The following is a 23,384-nucleotide window of genomic DNA, read 5'->3' as shown; positions in this document are numbered from 1 at the left end:
CCGAACTTACGGCAGGTGAGGCAGAAACCGTAGCCCGCCGGCGCAGATCTGCTCGACCGACGGGTTAGGTGGCATCTCTCACGAAGAGGCAGAGTTTTTGTGTGGCCTGCTTGGAAAACCAATCTTCCCCCACACGCCGAAAGCCAAGCTTGGCGAGCGTCGCGTGCATACCGACATTTGAGGTACGCGACGTCGCGAAGATGCCGGCACAGCCTGCCGCTTGAATCAGAGGCTCGCAGAGGGGCAACGAAAGCCTTGCGCCACGCACGCTGAACAGCAAGAAAACCCAACCAAGCTCAAGCGGAAGCGAATCTTCCGAGAGTTCGAGCTGAGCACGCAAGGAAATTCGGCGGCGATAGCTAGCTTCAGGTCTCTTGAGACCTGCGACGCCTACAAGCGCGCCGTCGCGACGCAGAAAACTGAGACTTCTCGCGTTGGCCACACGTTCTGACAGGCCGAGCGGAGAGACTTCGCCACCTTGGATGACTAGCGAAACGAAATCACGAAGCTCAGCGGCGCCGCAATCCGCGGGGGACTTGACAGTGACTTGATTCATGCTGTCTAGGCAGCAATTTGGACGTATGTGTAGATGGGACAAGTTCGTTCAGACTGCCTTTTTGCCATGAATACGGAGTGCCATCCACTCGACATCGTTTTCGCGAACGTCCGATGCCGACTTGACCGTCAAATTCCTCTTGAGGATTCCAAGCTCGAAGAGGAACCTAGGAGACGAGGCAAGTACGGCGGGGATCAGGTTGAAGATTTTGAACTGTCGGTATGAATTCAGGAAATTCTCAAGGTTGACACCATCCCCCGGCTCCATCGTCATGGAGCGCGTCGCCATGAACGCAGGACGCGGCGATTTCATGCCCGCTTCGGCAAGGCTGGACGAAAACTGAATGCAGTAGTGATGGGGACTGGCCTGCGGCAGGTTACGGATGATCGAGACGGCAAGTTCTTCATTCGCATCGACAGACCCGAAGCGTTCGCGCCAGTGCTCGAAGATCTTTCGCGCAGCAGCCTCGTTCTCAAAAAGCACCGCCATCACAGGGGGATGTTGATTTCCGAACTGAAGATAGCCGCAGCCGCGCCATTTCGCTTGATCCCATGCGTGGACGTTGATCACAGAGCTGACGGCCACCTCTTTGTGATCTTTGAACTCAGGCATCCCGGTATCCGGCTTCGCCGACGTTTCTCCTCTCGCGGGACGTTCAATACGCGGCAGTTCCGTCTGTTGCCCGCGAAATGGATAGGAGCGCCGGACAAGGTTGCTCCAATCGTCTAGTCGTGTGAAACCGCGAGAGGTCAAGCGGCGATAGCTGTTCTGCGCCGTGGCGATCATGATCATGCGCTGCTGGGCGGCTGCATCGCTGAACAGGTTTTCGAGCAACGCCGCCATGTCTTCGACAATGCAAGCCGTGCTGAGTACGTGACCGCAAACAGACATAAAGAATTTCCGCACGTCGTGCTGGCGTTCCAGCTGTGCGACTGGAAACCCGCGCGGCCACGTGATCGTGCACGTCATATCGAGCGCGTTTGCTTCGACAACGGGCTCCTGGATGCCATCGCTCTGGGCGATAGTGATCCGGAATAGCTCGGTGTGAGGCACCACGCGCTGCTCGATGATGGTCGCAAAGAAGGCCTCTAGCGAACCGAGCACCAGCTCCGCGACAGCGATGGATTCGCTGCCGTCAATCAAGACCTCGACTTTCATGCCGAGAATCGTGGTCGCAAAAATCTGCGGGCCTTCGCTGTTCACGATGAGCGGACCGCGAAGGCGCTCGGCAAGAGCCTGGCTCTTCAACATCGCGAGGATCTGCCACACATTTTCGTCCGGCTCTTCCCTCGGCAGGCTCCCGTCCTCACGAAGCAGATCGCTATATCCCAGCGAGAAAAGCAGTCCGGTCCGGGCCATGAACAGGCCCAATGCCTCCAGGATGTCGGGGATTGCTTCGAGCTTTCGAAGATCGTCTTCCTGGAGGTTGAGAAAGTAACAGCCCAAAGCGGTATCCAGTTCCTGGATCTCGCTCCGTATCTTCGACTTTTCCTCTTCGGCTAAAGGCATCGAAGCGATGCAACCGTTCATCAGCTGAATCGCCTGAAGGCAATCAGGCAAGTGGCAAAGCTCGAGCGCCGTCCAGGCCCAGACCTTCGTCGTGACCGTGAAGACGCGCGGCAACTGATGCTCTTCCTCACCCTGAATAACCAAGGATGCCGCAGCAAAAATGCAGCTTGCTCGCGTTGCCCAGAGCAAACCCGCGCTGCGGTAGCCAAGAGTGAGAAGGTGCATCGCATCGATGAGGGAATCGGCGTATTCCCGTTTCGACAGGCCGAATGCGGCCTTGCCTGCCCAACGGATCATGTCAAAACGGGCCGAAAAATCCAGCTTCTGGGCGCGTTTGAGGAGAACGAGCGCCCCTTCCCCTTCGCCTTTTCGTGCGCCGATAAATTCGGCAAGCTTCTCGACGAGCGCGCCGTATACGTGATCGTTGCCACCTAGATTGCCGACAGCCTCGATGAAAGAGACCAAGCCATCGGCATCAAACTCTCCAAGGCCTTCAGCCTTCTCCAGAATTACGGTTAGGCCCTTCCATATGCTTGGCAGCTCGTCGGGCTTGTGAGCCAGCATGAGCTTGTTGAGCGCGATGCGCAGGAGTGCGGTTTGCGCCTCCAGACTGTTGTTCGGTCGATCTGGATCATCGGCAATCAACGTCAGCGCCTGCTCCAGCTTGGCTGTCCGCTCGCCAAGGCGACACTCCGCCGGCGTCAGGTGCTTGTGAATGAGGGCGTTCACAAGCAATTGATTGAGGTTGCACAAGAACTCCAGATTCTTGACATGGTCGGATTGAATCGCTCGGTCCTGAAAGTGGTCGTATGCAGCGTTAAGCGATTGGAAATCATCGAACCACCAGAAATCGGTCCGGATTTTTTCATACTCGGCCTCAAGCTTTTGCCTGAAGCTGCCATGGGCTTCCGCGAGGCGGATGGCGCGGCTGAATCGGCCTTCCGTTTCGACGCGCGGCCTTTCCAGCGCCCTGGAAAGCTTGGCGGCTACAAGGGCCTCCATGGCACGTTGCTGCTCCATGCCGCGAAAAGCTTCGGGGTCTTGGATCTCCCGCTCAACGTCCTCCAGCTGCTGGGTACGGGAGTAATCTTTCGGGCCGAGCCTCGTCGGCGCTTTGATGGTTTCGCCGACTTTCAAGTAGTTGACGGCAAGGTCGATACGGGCGTTCTCAATGACTTCTTTGACGATCCATGTGCGGTCATGGATCGTCACCGGCACGCCGTATTTCTCGGAAAGCTCCTGCTCGAGCGCCGCACGGTTCTTGGATTTGGCGAAGCGGCTCGTAACGCAAATGATCTGGTCGTACGTCCTGCCGGTGTCGATAAGCCCCTGGACATCTTTGCGCACCTTATCTGCCCAGGCTGATTTGGCGCTAAAGGCGAAGGCCCATTTTTCAGAGCCATTGGCAACGCCTACATAGGTTAGGCCGGAGATTTCGTCGGCAACCGAATAAGTCTCTGTGTCAGCTTTGCTGTCGCCCCCGCCATCGGGGCCTGTTTGGGGGCGTAGATTTGGGCAGATGGTTCGTTCGCAGAGCTTGCGGCAGAACACTTCGAAATCGTGCGTCTGATTGCGGGAGGTTATGGAATCCAAATGGTATTCAAGAACCGGGGCGCTTAAAACATAGGCCTCCCTGTCCTTGGTGTCCGAATAGATCTCCGGACGAAGCTCGCGCATGAATTTGGAGGGCCAAACTCCAGCTGGTTGCACCTGTTCGATGCCCTCACTTTTTCCCGCCGCGTTATTCCTCATGGGTTCAATAGTAGGGGATTGCCATAGAGGAATCCAGCAACTGCCTCCTAGGCAAGAAGTTGCCAGTTTTCGATTTCAGACGAGGTTTGCGGCCGCTCCGACGAAGTGCGGCAACGGTACAAGTTGAAGATTGAGTGAAAACTGCGGTTAGGCGCGACAAAGTTGATGCACTTTCGTGGCCACAACCAGTTTCTTTCAGCAGCAGCTCAAATGCATGAGCTACACACGCAACTGCGACGTTCGGCACAACGGGTAAAGCACCAGTGCAATGACTGCAATTTGACAAGGCCATGAGTTCGCTGGCTACAGACTCTCGATCGCAACCGCCCGCGTAGTCGCCCTTCGGATATGCCCGCTTCAGCTACCACGGCTACTTTCGCGATTGCGAAGAGGCCGCACGGCAAACCTAGGCGCCATCTTGGCCAAGACAGATCACATACCGTTCGGGTTCACCCCTTCAGGGGCAGTTACGTCGTCAAGGACGGTCGACGTTTTGATGCCCTTGACATCAACGCCGTCCTAATCATCCGTCCGGCGCTTCTGTCCATGAACCTGCGTCCCGTCGACTTCAAGGCCAAACCGTTGCAGTGGGAGGGTGCCCCCGCTCAGGTCATTATTCCTGGATCAATGAAACTGTCCATCGCGACCATCTCTCAGGACGCCGACGACTGGATAGAGTCAGCGTGCTAGCCCCCCTCCGACGACGAGGGCATCGAACTTGATGCATTCCCACGTGCGCTGTGGCCTACCAATCGCGAGCTTGGCATGCCTTAGGTCAAACCACACGCAATGCCCGCTCGCCATAGGTCATGGAAACGCGTTGCTTTGAGATGATCTAGTTTGCCTACATGGTGCCTACACGACGCCAGAAAGCAAAAAGCCCAACCTAGGAAGATTGGGCTATCTACTTGATCCTAAAAGGAAAATTTGGTGGCCTGGGGCGGAATCGAACCACCGACACGCGGATTTTCAATCCGCTGCTCTACCAACTGAGCTACCGGGCCTCGGCTGCATTGTGTGCAGCCTCAAATTATACAGCGCTTCTGCGCCCTCTTGAAAGATCCACACCAAGTTGTTTGAGTTTGCGATAAAGATGAGTGCGTTCCAGGCCGGTTTTCTCGGCGACGCGGGTCATCGAACCGTTCTCCATCGCAAGGTGGAACTCGAAGTACGCTTTTTCGAAACCGTCGCGCGCATCGCGCAGCGGACGGTCGAGGTCGAAGCTCTGGGTCGACTGCGGGCCGGCGTCGGGCACGGGCACCGAGGCGAGCGATGCCATCAGCAGGCTATCGCCCGTTGTCGTGATGGCCGCCGGCTGGTGGCCACCCACCGGCGCGGGCACCACGCCAGCGGCGGCGCGGCGTGCGCTCTCGCGGGCCAAGCCCTGCTCGACGGCCTTCAGCAGCTTCTGCAGCGTGATCGGCTTTTCGAGGAATGCGAAGGCGCCGATGCGCGTGGCATCGACTGCCGTATCGATGGTGGCGTGCCCGCTCATCATGATGACGGGCATGCTCAGCAGGCCGGCGGTGGACCATTCCTTGAGCAGCGTGACGCCGTCGGTGTCGGGCATCCAGATGTCGAGCAGCACGAGGTCGGGCCGCGCGCGCTGGCGCGCAGCGCGGGCTTCGGCGGCGTTTTCCGCTAGCTCCACGTTGTGACCTTCGTCATTGAGAATTTCGAAGAGCAGGTCCCGGATGCCCAGCTCGTCATCGACCACGAGAATGTTTGCCATGAGTGCTGCTTGTTGTATGCGCTGGTGTCTGCAAAGTAGGTAGGGTCCGCTGGCCCGTCCATCGCCCGAGCGATGTATTTGCTCGCGCTCAGACGGCGGAAGACTTCGAATCTTCGGTGTGAGCGGCCGCTGCGCGCGACTCGCTTGCCAGCGCGAATGATAGCGAGACTTGCGCCCCTGCCACAGCCCCGTCGACAACGCGGTTCGAAAGCTCGATGCGCGCGCCGTGCTCGTCGGCGATCTTCTTGACGACGGCAAGGCCCAAACCGGTACCTTTTGTTTTCGTCGTGACGTACGGCTCGAAGGCGCGCTTGAGAATGTTCTCGGCAAAACCCGGGCCGCTGTCCTGCACGGTCAGCCGCACGCGCTGGCCCGAATCGCCCAGCCGCGTGCGAACGACCACTTCACCCGTCTTGCCCGTGCCGCTCGCGGCAGCCTCGGCGGCATCCTGGGCGTTCTGCAACAGGTTGTGTATGACCTGGCGGATCTGCTGCGCGTCGCCGCGAATGGGCGGGCAGCGCTCGTCGAGCTCGGAGCGCAGCGTGATCGGCAGGCTCTCGGCGTTGTAGAGCTGGAGCACGTCGACCAGCAGGGCATTGAGGTCGACCGGCTTGAGATCGGCTGCGGGCAGGCGCGCGTAGTCGCGGAACTCGTTCACCAGCCGCTTCATGGCATCGACCTGGTCGACGATGGTCTTCACCGACTTCACGAGGATGGCCTGCTCGGGCGGAGCGACCTTGCCCGAGAGCTTCATCTCGAGCCGTTCGGCCGATAGCTGGATGGGCGTCAGCGGGTTCTTGATTTCGTGCGCGAGCCGGCGCGCCACTTCGCCCCAGGCCTGCGCGCGCTGGGCCGACACGATTTCGGAGATGTCGTCGAACACCAGGAGCCGTGCGGCCCCGGGCAACTCGGCGCCACGCGCGACGATGTTGATGGCACCGTCTTGCTGCGGCAGGTCGGCGCCGCTGGCGTGCAGCTCGAAGGCATGCTGCCAGTGGTCGAGGCCGTGCTGCATGCGCTCGACCTGGAACTCGTCGAACTGCTGCTGCACCTTGGCGCCGAAATCGGCCAGGCCCGGCACGTCGATCAGTGCCTGCCCTTCGTAGGCGGCCAGCGGTGCGCGCAGCACGCGGGTCGCGCCCGGATTGGTCGACAGCACGGTGCCTTTGGCGTCGAGCACGATCACCCCCGAAGTGAGGTTGTCCAGGATGGTCTGCAGGTTGGCCCGGGCGGCATCGAGTTCGCCCATGGTTTTCTCGACCACGCCGCGGGCGTCCGCCAGTTGCTGGGTCATGACGGCGAAGGAGCGCGTCAAGCCGCCCAGCTCGTCCTTTCCTTGCAGGACCGCGGTGGGCCGCAGGTCGCCGGCGGCCACCTGGCGCACGCCGTCGGCCAGCACGAGCAACGGCCGCGCGAGCTGGTTGCCGAACAGTACGGCCAGCAGCACCGCGCCGAACACGGCCAGGAACAGGCTCAGCGTGAGCGTGCCGATGTACATGCGGCGCAGCCCGCCGCGTGCGAGCGCGCGCTCCTGGTATTCGCGGTTGGCCTCCTGTACATCCAGCGCGTTCTTGACCACGGCCGGCGGCAGCGGTCGCGTGACCTGCAGATAGCGCGGCGCGGTGTCGAAGTCGAAGCCCGGCCGCTGCACCATGGCCAGTGCCCGCACGCTCGCGATGGGCGCCGCGGCGCCGGGCACCGCGGTTTCATCGAGGCCTTCGATGTGGGCGATGGCCCGCTCCGGCCGGACTTGGCGAAACTGCTGGGTGGTCGGCCGCTCGGGGTTGAGCTGGAAGCGCGAGGCGCCGGCACCGGCGATCAGCTGTCCGGAACCGGTCCAGAGCACCACGTCGCTGGCTTCGAGCTGGTCGCGGATGCGCTCCAGCACCAGGCCTGCGCTCGCATCGGGCACCTGGGCCAGTTGCGCGCTGGCGCTGCGGGTCTTCACAGCCAGGTCGTCGGACAGCGAATCAAGCGTGGCGCGGCCGAGGTTCAAGCCCGCGTCGAGCGCGCCTTCGACCTTGACGTCGAACCAGCTCTCGATCGAGCGTTCGACAAACTGATAGGACACGACGTAGACCAGCGCCCCCGGCACCACCCCCACCAGCGCAAAGATCGCGGCCAGCTTGATCAGCAGGCGGCTGCCGAACTTGCCCTGGCGCAAGCGCCGCAGCAACCGGAAGGCCACCCAGCCGATCACCAGCACCAGCAGCACCGCCACCACGACGTTGATGCCGAACAGGCGCACGTAGTTGCGCTCGTACAGCTCGCGGTTGTTGGTGGCCTGGGCCAGCAGGAACATCAGCACAAGGCCGATGGCCGTCACCATGGCGGCCCCCACGCCCACGGCCCAGCGCATCGCGCGCGAGCGGCTGGCGGCGGGCGTGGCCGCCGCGCCGCTGCGCGGTTTGGTGCTCACCGTTGTTTCTCCAGTGCCAGGCGCGCGGTGCGTTCGGCCGAGATGTTCCAGTCGGCCAGGCCGACGACGCCGATCTGGAAGGGACGCGGCAGTTGCGAGGTGTCGAGCCGGAAGCGGAAGGTCACCTGGTGCAACGGCTCGTCGCCGATCTCGGCCACGTCGCCCAGCCGCAGCCGGCCGATGCGCTTGATGGCGTCCAGCGCGTCGCTGAGGGTGTCGAAATTCTGATTCAGCGAGATGCCCATGCCGACCGCGCCGGTGATGGGCAGCGGCGACACATTGAGCCGCCAGCGCCGCGTGAGTGGCTGGTAGGCCAGCCGCATGTGGCGCTGCACTTGCGCGACCTTGCGGTCGGTCCAGTACCAGCGCTCCTGGAAGAGCTCGGCCTCGGCCACGAAGTAGATGGCGATGCCCTTGTCGAGCACCTCCTCGACCAGCGAGGGCAATTCGAACTGCACGGCCGCGCCGAGGTACACACCGTCATCGGCCTGCTCCAGGCGCATCTGCGTGATCGTGGCACCTGGCCGGCCTTGGGCCGCCGCCGGCGCGGGCAGGCATGCCGTCCAGATCACCCAGGCCCAGAGCAGCACGGCCAGCAGGACCGGCCAGCGCCGCTCAGTGCGGGTGCTTTTCAAGCAGGGCGTAGAAGAAGCCGTCGTGGTCACCAGAGGGATTGTCCGGGACGCCACGGGCATTCGCCCCGCTTTGAGGCAGCAAATGGCCCGGCGACGGCTGCAATCGTGCGTTGGTGTTGTGTACAAGAAACGCATCAATTTGTTGCGAACCCTCTTCACGGAAGACGGAACAGGTGCAGTAAAGAAGACGGCCGCCGGGCCGTACCAGCGGCCAGAGCGCAGCCAGGAGCGCGGCCTGCTGGGCGGCCAGCTGGGCGGTGTCGCTCTCGCGGCGCAGCCAGCGGACATCGGGATGACGGCGGACGATGCCCGAAGCCGTGCATGGCGCATCGAGCAGGATGGCGTCGAAAGGCGTGCCGTCCCACCAGTCGGCGGGGCGCGCGGCATCGGCCACCACCACCTTGGCCTTCAGGCCGAGGCGGGCCAGGGTTTCGTCGATCCGGCGGCTGCGGACGGCATCGACCTCCAGGGCGATCACTTCGACGGCATCCGGGCCGGCCAGTTCGAGCAGGTGCGCGGTCTTGCCGCCGGGTGCGGCGCAGGCGTCGAGCACGCGCAGCGGCGCGGCGCCCGGCTTGGCGGGCAGCAGGCCTTCGAGCAGCAAGGGCGCGGCCATCTGGGCGGCGGCGTCCTGTACCGAACAGGCCCCGTCGGTGAAACCGGGCAACTGCTGCACCGGCCGCGCGCGGGCCAGTTGCAGGCCGCTGGGGCCGACACGGGTGGCGGCAAGGCCCACGGCTTCCAGCTCCGACAGATAGGAAGCCGCGTTGGATTTCTGGACATTGACGCGCAGCGTCATCGGCGCCTGCGCGTTATCGGCCCCCAGCACGCGTTGCCATTCACGCGGATGGTCACGCTTGAGGCGTTCGATCCACCAGCGCGGATGGTTCCATTGCGCGACCGGCTCGCTGTCGGTGATGGCGACGAGTTCGTCGCGCTCCCGCAAAAAGCGGCGCAGGCATGCATTGATGAAGCTGGCCTGCGCCCGGGTGGCGGGGTTTCGCTTGGCCGCCTCGACCGCCTGGTCGACCAGCGTGAAGGGCTCGTAGGGTGCGCGTTCGGCATCCCAGGCCAGCGCCAGCGCGGTACACAGCAAGGCGTCGGGCAACGGCGGCGGCGTGCGCTTGGCCAGGTGGCGACGCAGCGCTTCGGCACGACCGAGCCAGCGAAGCACCTGGAAGCCGAGCGCCTGCACGCCCGGCCGCAACGCGGGCTCGACGGCATCGAACGCCACAGAGCCCGAGGTGCCCGCGCGGATCGACGCCAGCGCCGCCGCGGTCAATTGCAGTTGGCGCCACAGCGGCGGTTGCAGCAGCGGCGCGGCGTTGCTGGAAGAGTCGGAAGGTAGTTCAGCCAAGTTGAGGCGATGGTAATGGGCGAGCCAAAGGCAGGACGCCTCGAAAGGTAAAGAAAGAAGTCCGTGTCAAAGCAAGGGCGCGGCCGCACGCAAACGCACGGCCCATGCCACCAGCAGCGCCGGAAACTGGGCAATGGCGGCGTTGTAGTGCTTCACCGCAATATTGAACTGGCCACGTGCAATCTCTGCGGCAGCCGACGGCTCGGGCCATGCGATCGGCTCAGTGGTGCTGGACACCACCGCTGCGGTCACGGCGCCGGGTTGCGGTTGCGCCGGACGCGAGAGCGTGCCGTCGGCCTCGAAGACCGTCACCGCATCCGGATGCTGGCGCTGCCATGCGCCGATCCACACCCGCAGCGCGGTGGCCAGCGCGGCCATGCCGCCCGCATCGAGCGGGCGCTGTCGCGTCGCACCCAGCAGCGTGGCCAACTGGGTGGTGGAAGCCTGCAGCGGCGCGATCGACGACAACAGTTCGTTCGACGGCGCCTCGGCCGGCGCCGCGGCGGTGATGCTCGCCTGGACAAAGTCCAACTGCTTGCTCAATGCGGCGTCGAGCGTGACGTAAGACTGCAGCACGGCCGCGCGCAAACGCACCAACCGGTTGTAAGCGCCGACAAACCAGAACAACAGCACCGCGATCACGATCCAGCTGGCCAACGATTCGGGCAACAGGCTCATCGACAAAGTCCCATGGAAAACACAAAGAAAAACGCCCCCCAACCGTGAGCGGTCGGGGGGCGTGGGGTACCGGTCATGGCCGGTGATGCTAACCAGTTATTCGGTCGCGGCGCCTTCGCTGGCGTCGGCCGTGCTGGTCACATCGCTCTCGCCGGAGCCTGCCAGTTCGGCAGCTTCCGACTCGGCGATGGCGCGGCGCTCGGCCTCGTCCATGGCGTCCTTGACCTTGCGGGCCTGGTGGTACGCCATGCCGGTGCCTGCGGGAATCAGGCGGCCGACGATGACGTTTTCCTTCAGGCCGCGCAGCTCGTCGCGCTTGCCCATGATCGCGGCTTCGGTCAGCACGCGCGTCGTTTCCTGGAACGAAGCAGCCGAGATGAACGAGTCGGTCGACAGCGACGCCTTCGTGATACCCAGCAGCAGGTTGGTGAACGTCGCGGGGATCTTGCCTTCGGCGCGCAGGGCGTCGTTGGTGTTGAGCATTTCGCTGCGTTCGACCTGTTCGCCGGAGATGTAGCCGGTCTCGCCGATGTTGTCGACCACGACGCGGCGCAGCATCTGGCGAACGATCACCTCGATGTGCTTGTCGTTGATCTTCACACCCTGCAAGCGGTACACGTCCTGCACTTCGTCCACGATGTAGCGCGCCAGTTCTTCCGAACCCAGCAGGCGCAGGATGTCCTGCGGGTCCGCCGGGCCGTCGACCACGGATTCGCCCTTGTTCACCACCTGGCCTTCGTGCACCAGGATGTTCTTTTCCTTCGGCACGAGGTCTTCCCAGACCGTGCCTTCCGGATCGGTGATCTGCAGGCGGATCTTGCCCTTCGTTTCCTTGCCGAACGACACGGTACCGGTCATTTCGGCCAGCATGCCCTTGTCCTTCGGCGAACGGGCTTCGAACAGCTCGGCAACGCGCGGCAGACCGCCGGTGATGTCGCGGGTCTTCTGGCCTTCGACCGGAATACGCGCCAGCACTTCGCCGGGGCCCACGTCCTGGCCGTCGCGCACCTGCACCAGAGCGCCGATCGGGAAGCCGATCGTCACCGAGTGGTCGGTACCCGGAATCTTCACTTCCTGGCCTTGCGCGTCGATCAGCTTGACCTGCGGGCGAACGACCTTGGCAGCGCCGCGGCGCTTCGGGTCGATCACGACCAGGGTCGACAGACCGGTCACTTCGTCCACCTGCTTGGCGACCGTGAGGCCTTCCTCGACGTTTTCGAACTGCGTCTTGCCGGCGAATTCCGTGATGATCGGGCGGGTCAGCGGGTCCCAGTTGGCCAGCACGTGGCCAGCCTTGATCTGCTGGTCGGCCTTGACCGTCAGGGTCGCACCGTACGGCACCTTGTGGCGCTCGCGCTCGCGGCCGTGTTCGTCATGGATGACGATCTCGCCCGAACGCGAAATCACGACCAGCTCGCTCTTGCTGTTGGTCACGTAGCGCATCGTGGCGTTGAAGCCGATCGAGCCGTTCGACTTGGCTTCCACGCTCGAAGCGATGGCAGCGCGCGAAGCGGCACCACCGATGTGGAAGGTACGCATCGTCAGCTGCGTGCCGGGTTCGCCGATGGACTGCGCAGCGATCACACCGACGGCTTCGCCGATGTTGATCAGGCCGCCACGGCCCAGGTCGCGGCCGTAGCAGGTCGCGCAGATGCCGAAGCGGGTTTCGCAGGTCAGCGCGGTACGCACCTTGACCTCGTCGACGCCTTGCGCCTCGAGTTCTTCGATGGTGTCCTCGTCGAACATCGAACCGGCCTTCAGCAGCACCGCACGGTTTTCCGGATGCAGCACGTCGTCCGCAGCCGTACGGCCCAGGATTCGGTCGCGCAGCGACTCGATCACTTCACCGCCTTCGACGATCGCGCGCATCAGGTAGCCGTTGTGCGTGCCGCAGTCCTGTTCGGTCACGACCAGGTCTTGCGTCACGTCGACCAGACGACGGGTCAGGTAACCCGAGTTCGCCGTCTTCAGCGCCGTGTCGGCCAGACCCTTACGGGCACCGTGGGTGGAGATGAAGTACTCCAGCACGTTCAGGCCTTCGCGGAAGTTCGCGGTAATGGGCGTCTCGATGATCGAGCCGTCCGGCTTGGCCATCAGGCCCCGCATACCGGCCACCTGGCGAATCTGCGCAGCGGAACCGCGGGCACCCGAGTCGGCCATCATGTAGATGGAGTTGAACGACTCCTGCTCGACGTCCTTGCCGTGGCGATCGATGACGCGCTCCTTGGAGAGCTTGGCCATCATGACCTTCGACACTTCGTCGCCGGCCTTGCCCCAGATGTCCACCACCTTGTTGTAGCGTTCGCCGGAGGTCACGAGACCGGAGACGTACTGCTGCTCGATCTCCTTCACTTCCTTGGCCGAGCGCTCGATGATGCCGTGCTTTTCAGCGGGCACCAGCATGTCGTCGATGGCGATCGAGATACCGGCCTTGGTTGCCAGGCGGAAGCCGTTTTGCAGCAGCTTGTCGGCGAACACGACGGTCTCTTTCAGGCCGCACTTGCGGAACGAGACGTTGATGAGCTTGGAGATTTCCTTCTTCTTCAGCGCCTTGTTGATGTTCGAGAACGGCAGGCCCTTCGGCAGGATCTCGGACAGCAGCGCGCGGCCCACGGTGGTGTCCACGAGCGAGGTCGACGGCGTGAATTCGCCGGTTTCCTTGTTCTTCGTGTACTCCGTGATACGCACGGCGACGCGGGCGGTCAGCTCGACTTCGTTGGCGTCGAGCGCGCGCTGCACTTCACCGATGTCGGAGAAGATCAGGCCCTCGCCCTTGCCGTTGATGCGGTCGCGGGTCGTGTAGTACAGACCCAGCACCACGTCCTGCGAAGGAACGATCGACGGTTCGCCCGAAGCCGGGAACAGCACGTTGTTGGAGGCCAGCATCAGCGTGCGGGCTTCCATTTGCGCTTCCACCGACAGCGGCACGTGAACGGCCATCTGGTCACCGTCGAAGTCGGCGTTGAATGCCGCGCAGACGAGCGGGTGCAGCTGGATGGCCTTGCCTTCGATCAGGATCGGCTCGAAGGCCTGGATGCCCAGACGGTGCAGCGTAGGCGCACGGTTCAGCATGACCGGGTGCTCTTTGATGACCTCTTCCAGGATGTCCCAGACCACCGGCGTGCCCGATTCGACTTCCTTCTTGGCAGCCTTGATCGTCGTCGCGATGCCCATGGCTTCGAGGCGCGAGAAGATGAAGGGCTTGAACAGCTCGAGCGCCATCAGCTTCGGCAGGCCGCACTGGTGCAGCTTGAGCGTCGGGCCCACCACGATGACCGAACGGCCCGAGTAGTCGACGCGCTTGCCCAGCAGATTCTGGCGGAAGCGGCCGCTCTTGCCCTTGATCATGTCGGCGAGCGACTTCAGCGCGCGCTTGTTGGCGCCCGTCATGGCCTTGCCACGGCGGCCGTTGTCCAGCAGCGAGTCGACAGCCTCTTGCAGCATCCGCTTTTCGTTGCGCGCGATGATTTCCGGAGCCTTCAGCTCCAACAGGCGGCGCAGACGCGAGTTGCGGTTGATGACGCGGCGGTACAGGTCGTTCAGGTCGGAGGTCGCGAAGCGGCCGCCGTCCAGCGGCACCAGCGGACGCAGGTCCGGCGGCAGCACGGGCAGCACGTCCAGCACCATCCACTGGGGCTTGATGCCCGACTTGCGGAAGGCTTCCAGCACCTTCAGGCGCTTGGAGTTCTTCTTGACCTTGACTTCGGAACCGGTCAGGTCACCGCGCAGGCGTTCGATCTCGCTGTCGAGCTCGATGCCTTCGAGCAGGTCCTTGATGCCTTCGGCGCCCATCTTGGCAACGAATTCGTCGCCGTATTCCTTGCGCTTCGCGTCGTAGTCGTCCTCGGACATGATGCCGAACTTCTTCAGCGGGGTCATGCCGGGGTCGGTGATCACGTAGGCTTCGAAGTACAGCACGCGTTCGATGTCGCGCAGCGTCATGTCGAGCACGAGGCCCAGACGCGACGGCAGCGACTTCAGGAACCAGATGTGGGCGCAGGGCGCGGCCAGGTCGATGTGACCCATGCGCTCGCGACGCACCTTGGTCTGCGTGACTTCGACGCCGCACTTCTCGCAGATCACACCGCGGTGCTTCAGGCGCTTGTACTTGCCGCACAGGCACTCGTAGTCCTTGATGGGGCCGAAGATCTTGGCGCAGAAGAGACCGTCGCGCTCGGGCTTGAACGTGCGGTAGTTGATCGTCTCGGGCTTCTTCACTTCACCGAAAGACCACGAACGGATCTTCTCGGGCGAAGCCATGCCGATCTTGATGGCATCGAAATGCTCATCGGGCGTGAATTGCTTGAACAGGTCGAGTAGCGATTTCATAAGACTCTTTCCCTTTTCAAATTAAGAACGCTCGAGCTCGATGTCGAGCCCCAGCGAACGAATTTCCTTGACCAGCACGTTGAACGATTCCGGCATGCCGGCTTCGATCGAGTGCTCGCCCTTGACGATGCTCTCGTACACCTTGGTACGGCCTTGCACGTCGTCGGACTTCACGGTCAGCATTTCCTGCAGGACGTAGGCGGCGCCGTAAGCCTCCAGCGCCCACACTTCCATTTCCCCGAAACGCTGGCCGCCGAACTGCGCCTTGCCGCCCAGCGGTTGCTGCGTGACGAGCGAGTACGGGCCGGTCGAACGGGCGTGCATCTTGTCGTCGACCAAGTGGTGCAGCTTCAAGAAGTGCATGTAGCCGACGGTGACGGGACGCTCGAACTGGTCGCCAGTGCGGCCGTCGAACAGGTACGCCTGCGTGCGCGTATCGGTCAGGCCTTTGAGCTTGGCGATGTCGTCCGGGTAGGCGAGCTTCAGCATGCCGCGGATTTCTTCTTCCGACGCACCGTCGAACACAGGCGTCGCGAAGGTCGCGCCGTTCTGCAGGTTCGCTGCCATTTCGAGCAGTTCGGAGTCGTTCAGCGAGCTGATGTCTTCCTTGCGGCCCGAGCCGTTGTACAGCTGCTCCATGAACTTGCGCAGCTCGGCCACCTTGGCCTCTTGCTGCAGCAGGTCACCGATGCGCTGGCCGATGCCCTTGCCGGCCCAGCCCAGATGCACTTCGAGCACCTGGCCCACGTTCATCCGCGAAGGCACGCCCAGCGGGTTCAGGCAGATGTCGCACGGCGTACCGTCGGCCATGTGCGGCATGTCTTCGACTGGAACGATCTTCGACACCACACCCTTGTTGCCGTGGCGGCCGGCCATCTTGTCGCCAGGTTGCAGGCGGCGCTTGACGGCCAGGTAGACCTTGACCATCTTCAGCACGCCCGCGGGCAGCTCGTCGCCCTGCGTGAGCTTCTTGCGCTTTTCTTCGAACGCGAGGTCGAAGCTGTGGCGCGTCTGCTCCAGCGAGTTCTTGATCGACTCGAGCTGCGTCGCCACTTCGTCTTCCGCCGGGCGGATGTCGAACCAGTGGAACTTCTCGACCGACGACAGGTAGGCCTTGTCGAGCTTGGTGCCCTTGGCCAGCTTGTTCGGGCCGCCGTTGGCGACCTTGCCGGTCAGCAGCTTCTCGATACGGTCGAACGCGTCGGCTTCGACGATGCGAAGCTGGTCGTTCAGGTCGAGGCGGAAACGCTTGAGCTCGTCGTCGATGATCTGCTGGGCGCGCTTGTCGCGCGTGATGCCTTCGCGGGTGAACACCTGCACGTCGATCACGGTACCTTGCGAACCCTGGTCCACACGCAGCGAGGTGTCCTTCACGTCGGAAGCCTTCTCGCCGAAGATGGCGCGCAGCAGCTTCTCTTCAGGCGTCAGCGTGGTCTCGCCCTTCGGCGTGACCTTGCCCACCAGCGTGTCGCCCGGCTGCACTTCGGCGCCGACATAAATGATGCCGGATTCGTCGAGGCGGTTGAGCTGCTGCTCGGCCAGGTTCGGGATGTCGCGCGTGATTTCTTCTGCGCCCAGCTTCGTGTCGCGGGCCATCACCACCAGTTCCTCGATGTGGATCGAGGTGTAGCGGTCTTCGGCGACGACGCGTTCCGAGATCAGGATCGAGTCTTCGAAGTTGTAGCCGTTCCAGGGCATGAAGCCGATCAGCATGTTCTGGCCGAGGGCCAGTTCGCCGAGGTCGGTCGATGCACCGTCAGCCACCACGTCGCCCTTGGCGATCTTGTCGCCGCGCTTGACGATCGGACGCTGGTGGATGTTGGTGTTCTGGTTCGAACGCTGATACTTGATCAGGTTGTAGATGTCCACACCGACTTCACCGGCTGCCGCTTCGGCGTCGTTCACGCGCACCACGACGCGGGTCGCATCGACGTAGTCGACGATACCGCCACGGGTGGCCGTGACCACGGTGCCCGAGTCGACCGCGGAGACGCGCTCGATACCGGTACCGACCATCGGCTTTTCGGGACGCAGCACAGGAACGGCCTGACGCTGCATGTTGGCGCCCATCAACGCGCGGTTCGCGTCGTCGTGCTCCAGGAACGGCACGAGCGAAGCAGCCACAGACACGATCTGCGCGGGCGACACGTCCATGTACTGAATGCGCTCGGCACCGACCAGGATCGATTCGCCGGCTTCACGCGCCGAGACCAGGTCGCCGGTCAGCACGCCGTCCTTGTCCAGGGTCGCATTGGCCTGGGCGATGACGTACTTGCCTTCTTCGATGGCTGACAGGTAATCGATGTCGTTCGTGACCTTGCTGTCCACCACGCGGCGATACGGCGTCTCGATGAAGCCGTATTCGTTCAGGCGGGCGTACAGGGCCAGCGAGTTGATCAGACCGATGTTCGGGCCTTCAGGCGTTTCGATCGGGCACACGCGGCCGTAGTGGGTCACGTGCACGTCGCGCACTTCGAAGCCTGCACGTTCACGCGTCAGACCACCCGGGCCAAGGGCCGACACGCGGCGCTTGTGGGTGATTTCGGACAGCGGGTTCGTCTGGTCCATGAACTGCGACAGCTGCGAAGCACCGAAGAATTCCTTCAGCGCGGCCGAGATCGGCTTGCTGTTGATCAGGTCGTGCGGCATCAGCGGCTCTTGCTCCGCTTGACCCAGACGCTCCTTCACGGCCTTCTCGATGCGGGCCAGGCCGGTGCGGTACTGGTTTTCGGCCAGTTCGCCGACGCAACGCACGCGGCGGTTGCCCAGGTGGTCGATGTCGTCGACTTCGCCGTTGCCGTTGCGCAGGTCAACGAGGATCTTGACCACGGCCAGGATGTCTTCGTTGGTCAGCACCATCGGGCCGGTCGATTCGTCGCGGCCGACCTTGGCGTTGAACTTCATGCGGCCGACGCGCGACAGGTCGTACGTGTCCGGGTTGTAGAACAGGCGCTGGAACAGCGCTTGCACGGCGTCTTCCGTCGGCGGCTCGCCGGGGCGCATCATGCGGTAGATGGCCACGCGCGCTGCGAACTCGTCGACGGTTTCGTCGATGCGCAGCGTTTGCGAGATGTACGCGCCCTGGTCCAGTTCGTTGGTGTAGATCACCTGAACGTCTTGAACGCCGGCGGTGCGCAGCTTCTTCAGCAGCGCTTCGGTCAGCTCGTCGTTGGCCTTGGCCAGGATTTCACCGGAGTCGGCGTCGACGATGTTGCGTGCGATCACGCGGCCGATCAGGAAGTCTTCGGGCACGCTGATGTGCGTGGTGCCGCCTTGTTCCAGCTCACGGGTGTGGCGCGCGGTGACGCGCTTGTCCTTGGCGACCACGACCTTGCCCGACTTGTCGGTGATGTCGAAGCGCGCGACTTCGCCGCGCAGGCGCTCGGAGACGAACTCCATCTGCGCGCCGCTGTCCATCAGGCGGAAGTTGTCGTTCACGAAGAAGTTCGCGAGGATCGATTCCGGGTTCAGGCCGATGGCCTTCAGCAGGATCGTGACCGGCATCTTGCGGCGACGGTCCACGCGGAAGTACAGCATGTCCTTCGGGTCGAACTCGAAGTCGAGCCACGAACCGCGGTAAGGAATCACGCGGGCCGAGAACAGCAGCTTGCCCGAGCTGTGCGTCTTGCCCTTGTCGTGCTCGAAGAACACGCCCGGCGAGCGGTGCAGCTGCGACACGATCACGCGTTCGGTGCCGTTGATGATGAACGAACCCTTGTCGGTCATGAGCGGCACTTCGCCCATGTAGACCTCTTGTTCCTTCACTTCCTTGACCACCTTCGACTGCGACGTCGACGACTCGCGGTCATAGATGATGAGCTGGACCTTGGCGCGCACGGCCGAGGCGAAGGTCAGACCACGGGTCTGGCATTCACGCACGTCGAAAGCCGGCTTCGCGAGGTTGTACTCGAGGAACTTCATCTCGACAAAACCGTTGTGCGAGACGATCGGGAAGGCGGCGTCGAACGCGGCCTGCAGGCCTTCGACGGTGCGCTGTTTGGGGGCGATGCCGGCTTGCAGGAACGCGGTGTACGCGTCTTTCTGCATCTGCAGCAGGTAGGGGATTTCGACGACGCTGTCGCGGTTACCGAAACTTTTTCGGATGCGCTTGCGTTCGGTGTAACTGTACGCGGACGATTGGGCCATGAGAGCTCCGGTGCTTGAGATCTTCAGCGACTTGTCAGCAGTGCCGAGGCACCACTGCTTGGCGGCTGGCCACTACCAGCCGTTGGCGGACAGCGATGCGTTGCACATCGCCCGAACCAAGGGGTCTTCTGCAGTCGGGGTCAGAAGACACTCAAAAAACGTCTCGTTCTTGGCTTTTCCGGAGCCTTTCGGGTCTCCGGGAAAGCCGGCAACGAGCCGGCTTTTGGGTGCGCTCTGAAAGCGGCAAAGGCTGGAGGGCCTTTTCAGGCACCTCCAGCCCTCTAGGGGGTCTGAATTACTTCAGTTCCACCTTGGCGCCGGCTTCTTCCAGCTTCTTCTTGGCGGCTTCAGCGTCAGCCTTCGACAGGCCTTCCTTGACAGCCTTGGGAGCGGCTTCCACCAGGTCCTTGGCTTCCTTGAGGCCCAGGCCGGTGATTTCGCGCACTGCCTTGATCGCCGAAACCTTGTTCGCGCCAGCATCCATCAGCATGACGTTGAATTCGGTTTGCTCTTCGGCAGCAGCAGCGGCGCCACCGCCACCACCAGCGGCCGGAGCGGCCATTGCAGCGGCGCTCACGCCGAACTTCTCTTCGATGGCTTTCACCAGGTCGTTGAGTTCCAGGACCGTCATGCTGTCGAGCGCGGTCAGAAATGCGTCTTTATCGAATGCCATTTTTGTTTCCTAACAATTGGGTTGAATATTTCAAACGCGAGGCTCAGGCGGCCTGCGCTTCTGCCGGTGCATCGGCAGCGGGTGCAGCTTCGCCACCACCGCGCTTCTCGGCCAGCGCCGCGAGCACGCGGGCGGTACGAGAGATCGGGGATTGCATCAAGCCCAGCAATTGCGCCAGCAGCACTTCCTTCGAAGGGATGTTGGCCAGTTGCTTCACGCCGTTGACGTCCAGGGCCTTGCCGCCAAACGCGCCACCGCGAATCACCAACTTGTCGTTGGTCTTCGCGAAGTCGGCCACCACCTTGGCGGCAGCCACTGCGTCTTCGGAAAAGCCGTAGATCAGCGGACCGGTCATCTGGTCGCCGACGACTTCAAATGCGCTACCAGCGACAGCACGGCGTGCCAGCGTGTTCTTCAACACGCTGAGGGTCACACCCTTGCTGCGAGCTTCGCTGCGCAGTTTGGTCATATCGGCAACCGTGATGCCACGGTATTCCGCCATCACGAGCGTTTGAGCTTTAGCGGCGAGGCTGGTCACATCACTGATGACCGCTTCTTTCTCACTGCGATTCAGACTCAAGGTCTACTCCTTTTAATGCGATCTTCGGCCGGGGCCTGGGATCGCGCTTCATGCAGCGACCAACTGTTCGGAACAAAAAATCAAATTCCTTGATTCCTTGCAGTGGGATCGCCATCTGCGCTGGATACCGGAAGGATCGATCCGGCGATTAAGTGCAGCGCCCTGCACACCAGCGGTCTTGGATGGCCCGCGGCAACCGAAGCCGCCGCGACCCACCACATCCGCCCTCCCCCTTCACGTCAGCTCAGGGGTCGGGCAAATCTCTTTAGCTCGCCGAGATGGTTTGCGTGTCCACGCGGACACCCAGACCCATGGTCGACGACACAGCCACCTTGCGCAGGTACACGCCCTTGCTGGTCGTCGGCTTGGCCTTGACCAGAGCGTCGATCAGCGCAGCCAGGTTGCCCTGCAGCTTGTCGGTATCGAACGAACGACGGCCGATCGTGCCGTGGATGATGCCGGCCTTGTCGACGCGGAACTGGACCTGGCCAGCCTTGGCGTTCTTGACAGCGGTCGCGACGTCGGGCGTCACGGTGCCAACCTTCGGGTTGGGCATCAGGCCGCGCGGGCCGAGGATCTGGCCGAGCGTACCGACGACGCGCATCGCGTCGGGGGCAGCGATCACGACGTCGAAAGGCATGTCGCCAGCCTTGACCATGGCAGCCAGGTCGTCCATGCCGACGATGTCGGCGCCGGCAGCCTTGGCTTCTTCAGCCTTGGCGCCTTGGGCGAACACGGCCACGCGCTTGGTCTTGCCGGTGCCGTTGGGCATCACGACGGCGCCACGCACCACCTGGTCCGACTTCTTCGCATCGATGCCGAGCTGCACGGCCACGTCGATCGATTCGTCGAACTTGGCGGTGGCGGCTTCCTTCACGAGGTCGATGGCTTCAACGAGGGCGTACAGCTTGTTGCTGTCGACCTTGCCGGCGAGCGACTTTTGCTTCTTGGTGATCTTGGACATTTACACGCCCTCCACATTCACGCCCATCGAGCGGGCAGAGCCGGCGATGGTGCGAACCGCTGCGTCCAGATCGGCAGCAGTCAGGTCCTTCATCTTGGCCTTGGCGATTTCTTCGAGCTGAGCGCGCGTGATCTTGCCGACCTTGTCGGTGTGCGGACGGGCCGAGCCCTTTTCCAGCTTGATGGCCTTCTTGATCAAGGTGATCGCCGGGGGCGTCTTGATGATGAAGGTGAAGCTCTTGTCAGCGAACGCGGTGATGACCACCGGCAGCGGCAGACCCGGCTCGACGCCTTGGGTTTGCGCGTTGAACGCCTTGCAGAACTCCATGATGTTCAAACCACGCTGGCCCAGTGCGGGACCGATGGGTGGTGACGGGTTGGCCTTACCAGCTGGCACTTGCAGCTTGATGAAGCCGACGATTTTTTTCGCCATGCTTTGCTCCTTGCGGGTGATATCGCCTTGGCTCTCGCCGAGGCTCCCCGGGGTTTAACGACTCTTCGATCAAGGCCGCGCGCCGAGTCGGACAACGCGCAGCCAGAATGGGTTCAGGCCTTTCGACCCGAGGCTCAGGTCTTTTCGACCTGGCTGAATTCGAGTTCGACAGGCGTCGAGCGGCCGAAAATCATGACCGACACGCTCACCTTGCTCTTCTCGTAGTTCACGTCTTCGACGGTGCCGTTGAAGTCCGTGAACGGGCCTTCCTTGACGCGCACGAACTCGCCGACGATGAACTCCACCTTGTGGCGGGGCTTCTCGGTGCCCTGCTGCATCTGGCTGACGATGTCCTCGACCTCTTTCTGCGAGATCGGAGCCGGACGGTTCTTGGCACCGCCCACGAAACCCGTCACCTTGTTGGTGTGCTTCACCAGGTGCCAGCTCTCGTCGTCCATGATCATTTCGACCAGCACGTAGCCCGGGAAGAAGCGACGCTCGGTCGTGCGCTTCTGGCCGTTCTTGATTTCGACCACTTCCTCGGTCGGAACCAGGATGCGACCGAACTTGTCCTGCATGCCGGCGCGGTTGATGCGCTCGGTGATGTTGCGCTCGACGGCCTTTTCCATGCCCGAATAGGCATGCACCACGTACCAACGCAGGTCGGGATTGGCGGCAGGAGCCAGAATCGGAGTGTTCTCTTCTTCCGGCGTGGTTTCAACTACGTCGTCGGTCATTGCTTACTTTCTCCAGCCCAGAATGAGGTCGAAAAACACCCATTCGAGCGTCTTGTCGGTGAGCCAGAGGAAGACGGACATGATCGCCACGAAGGCGAACACGTAAGCCGTCATCTGCATTGCTTCCTTGCGGGTCGGCCACACGACCTTCTTGACCTCGCGCCACGAGTCGCGGCCGAAGGCCCACAACTGACGGCCATTCTCCGAACTGCCAAAGGCGCCCACCGCGGCGGCCAAGCCGACCAGCAGCGCAGCCCACTGGGCCAGCGAGCCCTGGCGCGAGAGCAGGTAGAACGCCACGATGGCGCCCACTGCCAGCACAACAGCCGCGGCCAACTTGGCCTTGTCTGCGCCGGTGCTCACGGTTTCGATTTGAGAAGTGGCCATGGTTGGCTGATTTCCTGTGCCTTTCGGCCTTCAATTCAATGCGCCTTCTTGAGACGCCGAAGCCCGTCGGGACGCGACGGGCTTTTTCGGGGTGCCACCTAGGTGGCAGGGGCAGTAGGAATCGAACCTACAACCTTCGGTTTTGGAGACCGACGCTCTGCCAATTGAGCTATACCCCTCCGGTACTCTTTACGCTTGGCTTAGATGTCGAGGATCTTGGCCACGACGCCCGAACCCACGGTACGGCCGCCTTCACGGATGGCGAAGCGCAGGCCTTCTTCCATCGCGATCGGGTTGATCAGCTTGACGGTGATGCTGACGTTGTCGCCAGGCATGACCATTTCCTTGTCCTTGGGCAGCTCGATCGCGCCGGTCACGTCCGTCGTGCGGAAGTAGAACTGCGGACGGTAGTTGTTGAAGAACGGCGTGTGACGGCCACCTTCGTCCTTGGACAGCACGTACACCTCGGCGGTGAAGTGCGTGTGCGGCTTGATCGAG

15 protein-coding genes, 2 tRNA genes and 1 pseudogene are annotated in these 23,384 nt (G+C 62.6%); all 18 read right to left on the bottom strand.

Features of this window, described 5'->3' with window-relative positions; genetic code table 11:
* Positions 1 to 64 precede the first annotated feature (64 nt).
* On the bottom strand, positions 65 to 556 hold the full coding sequence (locus BLQ28_RS32700; protein WP_143012533.1) for an N-acetyltransferase: 492 nt from the start codon (positions 554 to 556) through the stop codon (positions 65 to 67).
* A 48-nt stretch (positions 557 to 604) separates the two neighbouring features.
* Positions 605 to 3,817, bottom strand: a complete 3,213-nt coding sequence (locus BLQ28_RS21035) for a hypothetical protein (protein ID WP_218121948.1) — start codon at positions 3,815 to 3,817, stop codon at positions 605 to 607.
* A 928-nt stretch (positions 3,818 to 4,745) separates the two neighbouring features.
* Positions 4,746 to 4,821 (bottom strand) — tRNA-Phe (locus BLQ28_RS21030).
* A 26-nt stretch (positions 4,822 to 4,847) separates the two neighbouring features.
* Positions 4,848 to 5,549: a response regulator gene (locus BLQ28_RS21025; RefSeq protein WP_093243528.1), complete on the bottom strand. Its 702-nt coding sequence runs from the start codon at positions 5,547 to 5,549 to the stop codon at positions 4,848 to 4,850.
* Positions 5,550 to 5,637: 88 nt separating this feature from the next.
* Entirely contained in the window at positions 5,638 to 7,968 is a 2,331-nt protein-coding gene (locus BLQ28_RS21020; RefSeq protein WP_093243526.1) for a sensor histidine kinase, read from the bottom strand.
* Positions 7,965 to 8,564 (bottom strand): DUF4390 domain-containing protein, encoded by a 600-nt coding sequence (locus BLQ28_RS21015; protein WP_371126705.1) that lies wholly within the window; start codon positions 8,562 to 8,564, stop codon positions 7,965 to 7,967. The genes BLQ28_RS21020 and BLQ28_RS21015 overlap by 4 nt, the downstream gene beginning before the upstream one ends.
* A 19-nt stretch (positions 8,565 to 8,583) precedes the next feature.
* The gene (gene rsmB, locus BLQ28_RS21010) at positions 8,584 to 9,915 is read right to left on the bottom strand and encodes a 16S rRNA (cytosine(967)-C(5))-methyltransferase RsmB (protein WP_093245465.1); all 1,332 of its coding nucleotides are present in this window, start codon (positions 9,913 to 9,915) and stop codon (positions 8,584 to 8,586) included.
* 111 nt (positions 9,916 to 10,026) lie between these two features.
* Complete coding sequence (locus BLQ28_RS21005) at positions 10,027 to 10,638, bottom strand: LemA family protein (protein ID WP_093243520.1); 612 nt, start codon at positions 10,636 to 10,638, stop codon at positions 10,027 to 10,029.
* Between the two features lie 96 nt (positions 10,639 to 10,734).
* Positions 10,735 to 14,967, bottom strand: a complete 4,233-nt coding sequence (gene rpoC, locus BLQ28_RS21000; protein ID WP_093243518.1) for a DNA-directed RNA polymerase subunit beta' — start codon at positions 14,965 to 14,967, stop codon at positions 10,735 to 10,737.
* A 21-nt stretch (positions 14,968 to 14,988) separates the two neighbouring features.
* The gene (gene rpoB, locus BLQ28_RS20995; RefSeq protein ID WP_093243515.1) at positions 14,989 to 19,113 is read right to left on the bottom strand and encodes a DNA-directed RNA polymerase subunit beta; all 4,125 of its coding nucleotides are present in this window, start codon (positions 19,111 to 19,113) and stop codon (positions 14,989 to 14,991) included.
* A gap of 295 nt (positions 19,114 to 19,408) precedes the next feature.
* Positions 19,409 to 19,786 (bottom strand): 50S ribosomal protein L7/L12, encoded by a 378-nt coding sequence (rplL, locus tag BLQ28_RS20990; protein WP_093243512.1) that lies wholly within the window; start codon positions 19,784 to 19,786, stop codon positions 19,409 to 19,411.
* Between the two features lie 43 nt (positions 19,787 to 19,829).
* Positions 19,830 to 20,366, bottom strand: coding sequence for a 50S ribosomal protein L10 (gene rplJ, locus BLQ28_RS20985; protein ID WP_093243510.1), 537 nt, complete (start codon positions 20,364 to 20,366; stop codon positions 19,830 to 19,832).
* A 265-nt stretch (positions 20,367 to 20,631) separates the two neighbouring features.
* Positions 20,632 to 21,330 (bottom strand): 50S ribosomal protein L1, encoded by a 699-nt coding sequence (gene rplA / locus BLQ28_RS20980; protein ID WP_093243507.1) that lies wholly within the window; start codon positions 21,328 to 21,330, stop codon positions 20,632 to 20,634.
* On the bottom strand, positions 21,331 to 21,762 hold the full coding sequence (rplK, locus tag BLQ28_RS20975; RefSeq protein ID WP_007831051.1) for a 50S ribosomal protein L11: 432 nt from the start codon (positions 21,760 to 21,762) through the stop codon (positions 21,331 to 21,333). It abuts the gene before it with no gap.
* Positions 21,763 to 21,896: 134 nt separating this feature from the next.
* On the bottom strand, positions 21,897 to 22,499 hold the full coding sequence (gene nusG, locus BLQ28_RS20970) for a transcription termination/antitermination protein NusG (protein ID WP_093243504.1): 603 nt from the start codon (positions 22,497 to 22,499) through the stop codon (positions 21,897 to 21,899).
* A gap of 3 nt (positions 22,500 to 22,502) precedes the next feature.
* Positions 22,503 to 22,886 (bottom strand): preprotein translocase subunit SecE, encoded by a 384-nt coding sequence (gene secE / locus BLQ28_RS20965; protein WP_093243502.1) that lies wholly within the window; start codon positions 22,884 to 22,886, stop codon positions 22,503 to 22,505.
* A 103-nt stretch (positions 22,887 to 22,989) separates the two neighbouring features.
* Positions 22,990 to 23,065: transfer RNA gene (locus tag BLQ28_RS20960), tRNA-Trp, on the bottom strand.
* 21 nt (positions 23,066 to 23,086) lie between these two features.
* Positions 23,087 to 23,384, bottom strand: a pseudogene (tuf, locus tag BLQ28_RS20955) (elongation factor Tu); the annotation flags it as partial.

The sequence above is a fragment of the Variovorax sp. EL159 genome (assembly GCF_900100965.1).
Lineage (GTDB): Bacteria > Pseudomonadota > Gammaproteobacteria > Burkholderiales > Burkholderiaceae_C > Variovorax.
Note: the sequence above shows the minus strand (reverse complement) of the source record. Positions and strands in the feature narration are given on the sequence as shown.